Consider the following 12,277-nt stretch of genomic DNA (forward strand, 5'->3'; position numbering starts at 1 on the left):
GTGCCCGCTGATTCCAAAGGACTTACGCCGGGAACTGACGGGACAGGAGGGCTTCGGGCGATCCCGCGATGAATTCACCCGGAATATTCTGCCCAGCGCTGAGGTACCGGACGGAGTAATTCGTGCCCAACACCAGGTTCCACAGCTTCCCCCACCGGGTCTCCTCATCCAGATGGGTCACGATCAAATCCTCGATCGGCAGCGCCGAAAACGCACGGGCCTGACGCATCAGCACCGACACGTCATAGGCCCCGTTCAACACCAGGTGGAGGCGTGCCGACGGCAGTCGTGCCACCTGTCCCGTCAACGCCTTCAACGCCGTCGCGTCCTGCCAGTCCACCCCCGGCAGATCCACGAAGGCGAGCCCGCCCTCGTCCACCTCCATCGACCCGCGCCAGGACCGTTCCAGGGGAACTCCCAGCACTTCGCAATACACGCTCAACGCCTCCGCCGTGTTGGCCGTCTGGCCATCCAGCCGCCAGACCTGCGCCCGCCGGGCCTCCACCAGCACCGCCTGGGTCAGCCACTTGCACAAGGCCGTTGTCTTGCCCACCCCGGGCGCCCCCAGCATCACATGAGCGCCACCCCGCCCGACCTCGCCCCGGGCCCGCGGCCAGAACGCCGTCAACGCCGACCGGGCCAGCGCCAGTTCGCGCGACAGCTCCGGAGGCGGTGCGTCCCCATGCCCGCGCCGCAGGGTGTCCACCACCCGCTGCGCGTGGCTGGGCTGGAATCCGGTCGCCTCGAGCAACCGCCCCACCCGCCAACCGCCCCCGCCGGAGAAGCTCTCCCCCCCGTTGGCGGACGCCTCCTCCAGCGGCAGGGACTCCACGGAACGCCGCTCCTCCCCGCCCATTCCGCCCCCGGCCGTGCCGTCCACCCCTGGCTCCACCCATCGGGGCGCCCCGGACCAGCCCCCCGTCTCCCCCGCCTCCGGCCGATAGGCCAGGATTTCCAGCCGCTGACGCGGGCGCCGCAGGAAACGTCCGGACTGCACCGGGATGCGCCGGACATGGACGACCACGGCCGAAGGACCGAGTTGGGCCCGCACCTGGGCCACCGCATCCTCGACGGAATCGGCCACGAACGGCACCAGCTGGTCGTCGGCGCTCATTCCGGACAGGGAATGGTGGTGGCGCTCTGCACCTCAACGCGGGCGGGGATCTCGGCGTACGACAGCACCGCCAGCTCGGCGAAAGTCGTCTCGAAAAAGCGCCGGAACGCCAGCCGGATCTGCGGCGCGCAAAGCACGACCGGGGGCTGCCCGACCGCCAGGAGCTGCTGGATCCGACCGGACAATCCCTCGACCAGGTGCCGGGCCAGTCTGGGTTCCATGACCAGGGACACCTCCATGGGGGTCTGCCGCACGCCCTGCGAGATCTGCTGTTCGAGGCGCGGATCCAGCGTGATGGCCCGCAGCATCCCGTTGTCCTGCTGGTAGGGTTTCACGATCTGCCAACCCAGCGCCCGCCGGGCGTGCTCGGACAGCTCGTCGGGATTCTTGGTCACCGCGGCGTAATCGGCGACCTTCTCGAGAATGCCGGACAGATTGCGGATCGAGATGCCCTCGGCCAGGAGGTTCTGCAGGATCCGCTGGATCTGACCGAGGTTGAGCATCCCCGGAATGAGATCGCTGACGATCGCCGAGTGGGTCTGCTTGAGGTTGTCCACCAGGGTCTGCACGTCCTGCCGGCTGAGAATCTCGTGCGCGTTGCGCTTGATGGTCTCCGAAAGGTGGGTGACCAGCACGGAGGCCGCGTCCACCACGGTGTACCCGGCCAGCTCCGCGTTGCGGCGCTCGACTTCGGTGATCCAGGTGGCGGGCAGCTTGAACACGGGTTCCACGGTGGGCATGCCGCGCAGCACAGTCTTGCTGTTGGTGGCGTTCATGGCCAGCCACTGGCCGGGCATCAACTCGCCCTGGACCACCGGATTGCCCTTCAGCAGGAACCGGTACTCGTTGGGACCGAGCTGCATGTTGTCGCGCAGCCGGATGGGGGGCACCACCATCCCCATCTCCTGGGCGAAGGTCTTGCGCACCCCGGTCACCCGTTCGAGCAGATCCCCGCCGCGCCGACCGTCCGCCAGTCCGACCAGCCCGTACCCGAGTTCGATTTGAAGGGTGTCGAGGGGCAGCAGGGACTCGAGCTTCTCGGCCGCACCGCCCTCGGGCTTGGCCGGTCCTCCGCCCGCTCCGCCCGCACCCTTGGCGCCGGCCCCCGCGCCACCCCCCGCCGCCGCCTCCGCCTCCTTGAGCTGCCCCTGGTGCTGCTTGAGCGCCCGGGCGAGCAGGAAGGTCACCACCGCCAGCCCGAGGAACGTCAGGGTCGGCAGGCCCGGCACCAGGGCGAAGATCCCCAGCATCCCCGACAACACGAACATCGCCCGCGGAAACAGGAAGAGCTGCTTGCTCAACTCCCGGCCCAGGTCGTCCTTGGCGGCCGCCCGGGTCACCAGAATGCCCGCCGCCACCGAGGTGATCAGGGCCGGCACCTGCGAGACCAGGCCATCCCCGATCGACAGCAGCGTGAAGCGCTGGAGCGAATCCGCCACGGTCATGCCCTTCTGCATGATCCCGATCGCGAATCCGCCGATGACGTTGATCAGGGTGATCAGGATCGAGGCGACGGCATCGCCGCGGACGAACTTGCTGGCACCGTCCATCGCGCCGTAGAAGTCGGCCTCCTGCTCGACCCGACGGCGGCGTTCCCGCGCCTCGGCCTCGTTGATGACCCCGGCATTGAGTTCGGCATCGATGGCCATCTGCTTGCCCGGCATGGCATCGAGGGTGAACCGGGCGGCCACCTCGGCGATGCGGCCGGCGCCCTTGGTGATGACGATGAAGTTGATGATCACCAGGATCGCGAAGACCACCAGGCCGACCACGAAGTTCCCCCGCACCACGAAGTCCCCGAAGGACTGGATGATCTGACCGGCATAGCCGTCGAGCAGGATCAGCCGCGTCGAGGCGATGTTCAGGCCGAGCCGGAACAGCGTCACGAAGAGCAGCAGGGTCGGGAACCCGCTGAAATCCGCCGGTTCCTTCACGTAAAGGATCACCAGCAGGATCAGGAGCGAGATGGCGATGCTTCCCGCCAGCAGGCCGTCCAGGAGGAACGGCGAGACGGGCAGGATCATCAGCAGGATGGTCCCGAACAGCGCCGCCGTAAGGAACAGGTCCCCGCTGCCGAGCAGGCGCGAAATCCTGGAAGGTGTCTGAGGGGCGGCCATGGGATCAGGTTCCGGCGTGTTGCTCGCGGTAGTAGCGGTAGGCGTTCACCCGGTACACCCAGGCCAGCACCTCGGCGACCGCCGCGAAGACCTGGGCCGGGATCTCCCCGCCCACCCGCCCGTGCTTGAACATCAGCCGGGCCAGCGGCTTGTCTTCGAGGATCGGCACCTGGTGCTGCCGCGCCACCTCGCGGATCCGCAGCGCATTCAGGCGCGATCCCTTGGCCACGATGCGCGGAGCCTTCATCGTCCGCCGGTCGTACCGCAGGGCGATGGCAAGGTGGGTCGGGTTGGTCACCACCACGTCCGCCTGCGGCACGTCCATCAGCATCTTGCGCTGGTTGACGCCCTGGCGGCGACGGCGCTGCTGGGCCCGCACCTGGGGATTGCCCTCGGTGTTCTTCATCTCATCCTTGACCTCCTGACGGGTCATCATCATGTCACGGTGGTTCTTCCAGAACTGGTATCCGTAATCGAGGGCGGCGATGACCATCAGGGCGAAGAGGACCCGCAGGATGATCTTCCGCGCCGAGTCGGCCATGAACAGGTTGATCCGCTGCACATCCACCATCGCGGTGAAGATCGGGTCGTCGAGCACCCCGCGGATCACCTGCGCCGTCAGAGCCACGATCACCGTCAGCTTCAGCAGCGCGATGCCCGCGGTCACCGTCGAATGGATCGAGAAGACCCGCTTGAACCCGCTCACCACGCTCAACCGCTCCCACTTCGCCTCCAGAGCCTCCGGAGCCGTCCGAAACCGGCTTTGAATGCCGCCGGCGAGCAATCCGCCGAGAATGGTCGCCGCCATGATGGGCCAGAGGCACTGACCGAGGGCCACCGCCGTGCTCACCACATGCCCGTGCATGGCCACCGGCGTCAGCGGCACCTCGTGCAGGTGCCCGAGCGTCGAGCCCACCGCCACGCTCAGGATCCGCCAGATCTCCCGGCTGGTGAACAACAGCGCCAGGAAGCCGGCCCCCAGCACAAACACCGTCTGGATCTCCGTGCTCCGCGCGAACTGGCCCTTCTTCCAGGCGTCCTCCAGCCGACGCGGTGTCGGTTGCTCGGTCTTCTCGCCAACTTGCTCGCTCATGACCTCATCGGGCGCTCCTCCCGCCCCCCTATGGCCGGACCCGCATCAGGGCCGCGATGCGGACCACGTCCTCCGGCAACCGCCCCAGGTAGTTGCCGATCTGGTGCGACATCAACTGGAACCCGAGCCCGAACACCACCAGGCCCGAGAACAGGCGCACGGCGAAACTCTCCGTGAAGACGTTCATCTGGGACACCGCCCGTCCCAGAACCGCAAACACCAGCGAGATGATGAAGGACACCGCCATCACCGGCGCCGCCATCTGCAACGCGATCACGAAGACCAGCCCGGCCCAGCGCAACACCTCGCCCAGCACCGCCTCCGGCAACCCCGCCGTCCCCACCGGCAGCAGCGCAAACGACCGCTGAAACCCCACCAGCATCCAGTGGTGCAGATCCAGCACCAGCCACAGCATCGTCGCCAGGTAGTTCAGCATCGTCCCCGGCACGCTCGCCTGCGAGTTGGTCAGCGGGTTGTAGCTCGGCGGCAGGCTCAATCCGATCTCCGCCCCGATGATCGCCCCCGCCATTTCGACCGCATAGAAGACCATCCGGCACACAAATCCGAACAGCAGCCCGATCCCCACCTCCGCCGCCATCAGCCCGATCAACCCGGCCATGTCCATCCCCGACGCCACCCCGCCCGGCACCATCGGGCTCACCAGGAAGGCCAGCAGCGCGCCCAGCGCCACCCGGATCGGCACCGGGACCGACGGCGCGGAGAAAACCGGAAACACCATCAGCAGGCCGCTCGCCCGCAGGAAGACCATCACCCACCCGGCCAGCCACTCGGAGGTCAACGGTATCATTGCGTTCCATGCCCCTCCTATCGCGTCATCTGCGGAATGCGCTCGATGACCGCCACCGTGAACTCGATCACCGTCCGCAACATGTAGGGCAGCAGCACCAGCAGCACCCCGGTGATGCCCAGCGCCTTCGGCACGAACGTCAGGGTCTGCTCATGGATCGATGTCACGGTCTGAAAGAGGCTCACCGCCAGCCCCAGCAGCATGGCGGTCAGCAGGAAGGGCGCCGCCAGGCCCACCGCCTGCATCATCATCGACTTCAACAGTTCCGCCGCGAATTCCGGATTCATGGTCTTGTTCTGGCCGCGTCCGCCTCCCACCCGTCCCCTCCCGTCATCCCCCGAAACTCAACACCACCGACCGCACGATGAGGTTCCATCCATCCACCAGCACAAACAGCAGGATCTTCAACGGAAGCGAGATGGTCATCGGCGGCATCATGAACATCCCCATGCTCATCAGCACCGTGGCCACCACCAGGTCGATCAGAATGAACGGCACGAACAGCAGGAACCCCATCTGAAACGCCGTCCGCAGTTCGCTCACGATGAATCCCGGAATCACCACCTTCATCGGCAGTTCCTCCGGTGCCATCGGACCCAGCTTCGCCAGTCCGACAAACAGCTCCACATCCTTCGGCCGGCACTGACGCAGCATGAACGCCCGCACCGGCCCGGTCGCCCGGTCCAGCGCCTCGGCCCCCTGGATCTCCCCGGCCCGGTAGGGTGCCAGCGCCTCCCGGTCCACTTCCTCCCACACCGGCGCCATGATGAACAAGGTCAGGAACAGCGAGAGCCCGATGATGATCTGGTTCGCCGGCGCCCCCTGCACCGACAACGCCGTTCGCACGAAGGACAGCACGATCGCGATCCGGGTGAAGCTCGTCATCAGCAGCACCAGCGACGGCGCCAGCGTCAGCAGCGTGATGACAAACAGCACCTTGATCGCCGAATCGACATCCGACGCCTGCGACAGACCGTTCACGCCGATGTTCAGGTTCATCCCCCCCGTCGAGGCCGGGGCCGGTTCCGGTGCCGGAACGGTCTGCGCCTCCGCCACCCCGCCCCACACCAGGCACGCCGCCAGCCCGACCAGCGCCAGCCCCCGAACGATCCACCCGGCGCTCCGCCTCATCCCCCACCCCGTCTGCATGGTCGATCCGGTCTTCATGCGCGGCGCCCGAGGACCTGTCGAAACGCTTCCTGGAAATCCAGCGACGGCGCGGTCGGGACCACTTCGTCCTGGCCCGCCTCCGGCAGATGCGTCAGGAGGGACACACCGGATGGCGACGACGCCACCAGCATCCGCTGCTGCCGGTAGCCCACCACCCAGAGTGCCTGCCGGGCTCCGAGCGATCGCATCTCGATCACCTTCAGGTCCGGTCGCCCCGCCCTGCCCGCCGAAAGGCGCTGCCAGTTTCGCACCAGCCAGACACCGCCCAGGAACAATCCCAGAACGAGGGCCAACGCGCCCATCAACCGGATCATCGAAACGCCCAGGCCCGGCAGAGGCAGCGCCTCGTCACCCGGGACGCCCGCCGCCGACGGCTCGGCGGCGACCGCCAGTCCCGAGGCGGCGAGCAGGACGACAAGACCGGCCCTGGCCGGCAACCGGCAGCGGAAGGCTTGAATGGGGAATACCATCGACACGCCCTTCCAGAGCAGCGCCCATGCCGGACGTTCCGCAGGGCAAAAACGGCCCGAATCGACGGTTCCGATCCCCCATTGCGGCAGGAGTTGCCCCCATCCCCCGCCCTCGAGGCAATTTCAACCGGGCTGGCAGGGTGTCGATCCGTGCATCCCGGAGTGGTTGGGCGAGGTGCAAGCTCCGCGAAGCGTGGCCTCGGAGGGCCGAGTTCCACGAGGCCGCAAGGGTGCGGAGCGTTGGGTTGAGGACTCGCAGAGCTCGTCCCTCCGATTCGCTGCCTCCTCACCCACAACTCCGGGATGCACCGTCCCCCATCCCCCATTCCCGATTCCCCTCGCCGCAGGCCGGCGCTCGGTTCAGGCGGGGTCGATCAGCCGCTGACGATCTCGGTGATCTTGATGCCGAACCGGTCGTCCACCACCACCACTTCGCCGCGGGCGATACGGCGCTGGTTGACGAAGAGGTCCACCGGGCTGTCGGCAACCTTGTCGAGCTGGACCACCGATCCGGCGGCCAGGCGCAGCACCTCCCGCATGGGCATGCGGCAGGCACCCAGCTCGACGGTCAGTTTGACCGGCACATCCAGGAGGACATCCAGGTTCGGGGAGGCGTTTGGGGAGGGATCCATGGCGGGCGAAAAGGCTATTCCGTGCGGGGTTCGATCAATTGCACGGCCCATCGGCCGTCGCGGGTGCCCAGGCGGCCGCGGAATCGAGGCGAATCGTCGAGGCGCACGCTCACCTGTTCGGCGCTGGACGGCGACAACTCCACGATGTCACCCACCTTCAGGGCGGCGACGTCGCGGACCGCCATTTCGAGCCCCGACCACCCGGCACAGAGCGGGACGGGCACCTCATCGAAGCGCGAATCCCAGGCCAGCGGGGCATCGGCGGACGCGGCAGGCCGGTCGGCAGTCGAGGCATCGAGTGTCCGGCTCAGTTCGCGAATCAGGGGCTCGAGGGTGTAGTAGGGAAACCCGATCTGCATCGCCTCCATGCAGTCCCCGATCCGCGCCTCCATGCACAGAACGAGCATGACGGTGTCGTGGGGGGAGGTCTGCAGGAAACGCCCGTTGGTCTCCTGGCCGAGCAGCACCGGGCGCAGCTCCTGGATGCCGCGCCAGTGGTTGCACCACTCGCCGAGGATCACCTGCACCGCCTGTTGCAGCAGCGCCAGCTCGATCTCGGTGAAGTCGTGATTGGGATTGACCGAATGGGCCGGCCCTCCCAGAAGCCGGTCCACCAGGGTGAGGCCCAGCCGGGGGGTGATCTCGAGGATGCAAACGCCCGGCAGCGGTTCCGCCCGGAACAGGGTGAGGTGGGTCGGGTTGCCCAGGCTCTCCGTGAACTTCTTGTAGAGCAGGGTCTGGAGCTTCGACATCTGGAGCGTGAACTCCATCCGCAGATACAGGGAAAGCTGGGCCGCCAGGGCGCGCAGGAACTCCTCGTGACGCAGCCGCAACCGGCGCAGCTCGCCCTGCGACAGAAAGACCGGATGCCGGAAGTCGTAGGGCTGGATCCGGTCCTTGGGCAGCCGCACCTGCCGGTTCTCCGCCGTGTGCACCAGGAGGGTGTTCTCCTCCTCGGTGACCTGCGCCAGGAGGTTTTCGACCTCCGATTGCGACAGCACCTGGGCAAGAATGTCATCGGCACCAGCGTCCATGGCGTGGGGCTCCCCCTACTGGATGGCGAACTCGGTGATGTACAGCTCCTGCACCATGTCGGCGCCCAGGGCCTGGTTGAAGACGGTCAGCAATTCCATGCGGATCTCGTTGCGCGCCCCCGGCCGTTCCAGATCGGCTATGGTCTTGTTGCTCAACGCGCTGGATGCCAGATCCAGGAGCAGATCCCGATTCTGTTCCACCTTCGCCTTGAAGCCGGCGGTCGTGCCCACCAGCGTCATGCTGCTCAACAGGTACCGGGTCCCCATCGTTCCCGCCACGTTGACCACCATCTTCGTCAGGGGCACCGACTCCTTGGTCCCGCTCCCGCCCCTGGCCGGGACGCCACCCGCCCGGGCCGGAGCCCCTCCCTCGCCGCCCTCCACGCCGGCCAGCGGCGCGACGGCCTTCTGGATCTGCGGCACAATGACGAACGTGGTCATCCCGTACGCCAGAGCCGGCATGGCCACAAGGGTGAGGATCAATGGCAACCAGGCCCCCAGTCCGCCCTTCGCCCCGCCCGGTGCCGCCGCCGCTGGGGCGTCGCCTTCTGGTTTGGTGTCCGCCATGGGGCCGCCTTACCGCTTGAGGTTGACCAACTCCTGCAACATGTCGTCACTCACCGAGATCACCCGGGCGGTGGCCTGGAAGGCCCGCTGCGCGGTGATCATGGTCGAGAATTCGTTGGCCAGATCGACGTTCGAGAGTTCCAGCGCGCCGGACTGGATCCGACCGAGACCCTGCGTGCCGGCGGCGGCCATGTTCTCCAGCGGTCCGGCCATGGTGATGCCGGAATAGAGGTTGTTGCCCTCCTTCACCAGGCTCTGCGGATCGCGGAAGTTCTGCAGCAGGACCTGGCCCCGCACGAACTGGCTGCCGTCCGACAGGTTGATGTTCACCCGCCCTTCGGTGTCGATCGCGTACGACGCCAGCGTCGGCAGAGGCTTCTGCGCCATGGCCGATCCGTAGGCGTCCTCGAGAAGCATCCGGTTCATCCGGGCCAGTTTTTCGCCCTCCATCCCCTCGCCCAGCAGAGAACGGGTCTCGTCCCGCAGCACAACGCCGTCGAAGTGCTTGTTGTCGTCCGGATCCGCCTTCCACAGGCTGGGACCGCTGAGGGCCGCGTTCAGGTCGTCCACGACCCGCTTCGACAGGTCCGCCGAAATGGGCGGCCGATCCGGCGTGATGTCCTTCCAGGCGGCAAGCTGGGCCTGGGTGTCGGCGCTCAACTGTCCGAACAGGAAGCCGTCCATCGATTCGGGATCGGTCGCCTCCGCCAGCCCGAGCGCGAAGGACTCGAGATCCGCGAAGGTGTCCAGGTTCAGCAACGATGAACCGCGCGGGGGGGTGGCATGGACCAGCATGCCTTCCAGGTCGATCTTGATGTCGCCGATGCCGCTCAGCTTGGAGTCGTTGTATCCCTGCACCCGCATCCCGCCGTTGGTCACCAGGTGACCGTTGCCGTCGAGACGAAAGTCCCCCGCCCGGGTGGCGAAGTTCGAGTTGCTCAGCGCATCGCGCACCACGAAATAGCCCTCGCCGGCGACGGCGAGGTCGGTCTTGACGTTGGTGCCGGTGATGGCGCCCTGGGTGTAGAGATTGCGGATGGCCGCCGTGGTCACGCCGGACCCGACCTGCATGGACGAGGTGCCACTGCTGGTGGGGCTGCCGGCGCTGGCGCTTCGGAGCGTCTGGCTGAAGGAGTCGGCAAAGTCCACACGGGCGGCCTTGAAGCCGGTCGTGTTGACGTTGGCGATGTTGTTGCCGATGACATCAAGGCGCCCCTGGAAGTTCTGGAGGCCGCTGATGGCGGAGGTGAGCGAGCGTAACATAGGATTCGGATCGTTATTGGATTCAGGTCGTGACTGTCGGGGCGATGGCCAGCACCTCGCTCAGGGCGAAGAGCCGGTCACCGACCACCACCATAGGCCTCCCTGCCTCAATCTGGATTGCGTCCACCGTTCCCACGGCGCGCGTCTCTTCATCCACGCTGACCTCGACCGTCCGACCCAGCAGGCCGGTCGCCTGCGTGATCTGCTGGTCCGCCCGCAGGAGCGCAATGTCCGCCTGCATGACGCGGGTCTGTTCGAGCGTGCTGAAGGTCGCCATCTCGGCGAAAAAATCGGTGTCCTGCTTGGGCGCCATCGGATCCTGCGTGGTCAACTGGGTCACCAGCAGCTTCAGGAAATCCTCCTGGTTCAGGGTCTGGACCGGAATCCGCGAAACCTCATTGAGATTGCTGACTCCAGGGGTGATGGCGTGAATGGCACTCATGACTTGAAATTCTCAGGCCCAGAATTCCCGGGCCGATTGGGAACCGCTGCCGCGATCGGACCGCCCGGCGGTGGCAGAGGCCGCGTCCCGTTCCGGGGCTTCCCCGCCCCGCTTCCGCTCGCCGTCTCCGTCCGGCATCATCCGTTCCTCCGCCGCACCGTGCTGTCGCGAGGATCGGTCGTCCGCGAACCCGGATCGGCCCTGGGCGATTCCCCCGGATTCCGTGACTGCGCCGCCCGACTCGGAAAGAGGCAGGAGCCGGACCTGCTGCTCGGCCAGGGCGTCGCGCAGCTGGTGCCAGTGCCCTTGCAGTGCCGCCGCGTCGCCCCGCTCAACGCGCACCGCCAGATCGATCCCGTCCGCCCGGTGCCGGATCCGCACCCGCACTTCGGTCCCGGCATCCGGCCGCAGCACCACGGAGACCGCATCTTCGCCCGAACGCCGGAACAGCACGATCTCCCGGGTCATCAGGGAGGCCAACCGCTGCACCTTCTCCACCGCCGCCTCCCCCGCTTCGGCACGCGGCTGCACCAGACCTCCATTTCCATCGGAACGCGCTTCGCGAATGGCCTGGGACGCCGTCTCCCGTCCGAATTCCTCCAAAACCCTTTCGACCGGAACGTCGCCGCGCCCCGGGGCCGCGATTCCTGCCCCTCCCCCACCCGGTCTCGGTGCCGTCATCCCGGTGACATTTCTGCCGACCGGCAGCCCAGGGCCGCCGGATTCGGCAAATTTGTTCATCGGACGGGCACTTTTCATCCCACCGCCGACTAGAGCAGCCCGCGTGCCACGGTCGTTTCCGGCAAAAACAGCCCCTGCCTCACCCGCCCGCTCCTCGGCAACCTCCCGCCTCGACGCCAACCCGGTTGCCGCCGCCATCCCATGGGATCCGGCCGATCCGTCGCCGACCGGCGTGGCGCTGGCTCCGGCGATACCCGCTGACAATGCGGGCTGGGACCGCATCGGCTGGACATCCCCTGGCACCGCGGGGCGCGCTTCCAACACCGGGCGACCCGGCAGTTCTTCCCCAGGGCGGGCAGGCAACCGGTCCCACGCGCCCAGGACGCTGCGGTCTGCCGGCTCCGTCAATGGGTGGCCGACTGGGATCTCACGACGGATTGCTTCAGCGGGGATCTCCGCCATCGCCGGCATGGCCATTCGCCCGCGGTCGAATCGCAGGACACGCGACGGATCCTGCCGCCATGGACCCTCGCCTTCCCGTAATCCCGCAGCGGAACGAGCATCCCCGCGTTGGGTCCCGACGAACCCGTCCTGTCGGGTCATGTCCCCTTCGGCATCTCCGATCCCGACAGACCGGGGCAGTCCCCCCTGCGATGCGGTGCGGTCTCCGAGGGGGGGGCTTTGGGTGGGGTTGGGGACACCCTGCGGTGCCACCGTGGGCGGAGTGGGTCGGAGGACAGCGGGTTGGGGCGCGCCTTCGCTCGGACTCGCGGCGCTCGTCCCTCCGATGGCAACCGGGCGGGGCGATTCCCTCTGCGGCGCGGTGCGGTCTGCGAGGGGGGCGCTTTGGGTTAGGGTGGGGACACCCTGCGGTGCCACCGTGGGA

At 67.4% G+C, this 12,277-nt stretch carries 13 protein-coding genes; all 13 read right to left on the minus strand.

Features of this window, described 5'->3' with window-relative positions; translation table 11 throughout:
• Positions 1-22 precede the first annotated feature (22 nt).
• A complete protein-coding gene (locus KF833_19600) occupies positions 23-1,114 on the minus strand; it encodes a hypothetical protein (GenBank protein ID MBX3747521.1) in 1,092 nt (363 codons plus the stop codon).
• Positions 1,111-3,231: a flagellar biosynthesis protein FlhA gene (gene flhA, locus KF833_19605; protein ID MBX3747522.1), complete on the minus strand. Its 2,121-nt coding sequence runs from the start codon at positions 3,229-3,231 to the stop codon at positions 1,111-1,113. The genes KF833_19600 and flhA overlap by 4 nt, the downstream gene beginning before the upstream one ends.
• A gap of 4 nt (positions 3,232-3,235) precedes the next feature.
• On the minus strand, positions 3,236-4,324 hold the full coding sequence (locus KF833_19610) for an EscU/YscU/HrcU family type III secretion system export apparatus switch protein (protein MBX3747523.1): 1,089 nt from the start codon (positions 4,322-4,324) through the stop codon (positions 3,236-3,238).
• Between the two features lie 28 nt (positions 4,325-4,352).
• The gene (gene fliR, locus KF833_19615) at positions 4,353-5,132 is read right to left on the minus strand and encodes a flagellar biosynthetic protein FliR (protein MBX3747524.1); all 780 of its coding nucleotides are present in this window, start codon (positions 5,130-5,132) and stop codon (positions 4,353-4,355) included.
• Between the two features lie 17 nt (positions 5,133-5,149).
• On the minus strand, positions 5,150-5,419 hold the full coding sequence (locus KF833_19620) for a flagellar biosynthetic protein FliQ (GenBank protein ID MBX3747525.1): 270 nt from the start codon (positions 5,417-5,419) through the stop codon (positions 5,150-5,152).
• A gap of 43 nt (positions 5,420-5,462) precedes the next feature.
• Complete coding sequence (gene fliP, locus KF833_19625) at positions 5,463-6,263, minus strand: flagellar type III secretion system pore protein FliP (GenBank protein MBX3747526.1); 801 nt, start codon at positions 6,261-6,263, stop codon at positions 5,463-5,465.
• A gap of 32 nt (positions 6,264-6,295) precedes the next feature.
• Positions 6,296-6,772: a flagellar biosynthetic protein FliO gene (locus tag KF833_19630; GenBank protein MBX3747527.1), complete on the minus strand. Its 477-nt coding sequence runs from the start codon at positions 6,770-6,772 to the stop codon at positions 6,296-6,298.
• Between the two features lie 374 nt (positions 6,773-7,146).
• Entirely contained in the window at positions 7,147-7,404 is a 258-nt protein-coding gene (fliN, locus tag KF833_19635; GenBank protein ID MBX3747528.1) for a flagellar motor switch protein FliN, read from the minus strand.
• Between the two features lie 14 nt (positions 7,405-7,418).
• Positions 7,419-8,438: a FliM/FliN family flagellar motor switch protein gene (locus KF833_19640; GenBank protein ID MBX3747529.1), complete on the minus strand. Its 1,020-nt coding sequence runs from the start codon at positions 8,436-8,438 to the stop codon at positions 7,419-7,421.
• A 15-nt stretch (positions 8,439-8,453) separates the two neighbouring features.
• Positions 8,454-9,005, minus strand: coding sequence for a flagellar basal body-associated FliL family protein (locus tag KF833_19645; GenBank protein ID MBX3747530.1), 552 nt, complete (start codon positions 9,003-9,005; stop codon positions 8,454-8,456).
• A gap of 9 nt (positions 9,006-9,014) precedes the next feature.
• Positions 9,015-10,268 (minus strand): flagellar hook-basal body complex protein, encoded by a 1,254-nt coding sequence (locus KF833_19650; GenBank protein ID MBX3747531.1) that lies wholly within the window; start codon positions 10,266-10,268, stop codon positions 9,015-9,017.
• A gap of 22 nt (positions 10,269-10,290) precedes the next feature.
• Positions 10,291-10,710: a flagellar hook assembly protein FlgD gene (locus KF833_19655; protein MBX3747532.1), complete on the minus strand. Its 420-nt coding sequence runs from the start codon at positions 10,708-10,710 to the stop codon at positions 10,291-10,293.
• A gap of 12 nt (positions 10,711-10,722) precedes the next feature.
• Complete coding sequence (locus tag KF833_19660; GenBank protein MBX3747533.1) at positions 10,723-11,451, minus strand: hypothetical protein; 729 nt, start codon at positions 11,449-11,451, stop codon at positions 10,723-10,725.
• Positions 11,452-12,277 lie beyond the last annotated feature (826 nt).

The organism is Verrucomicrobiia bacterium, assembly GCA_019634625.1.
Lineage (GTDB): Bacteria > Verrucomicrobiota > Verrucomicrobiia > Limisphaerales > CAIMTB01 > CAIMTB01.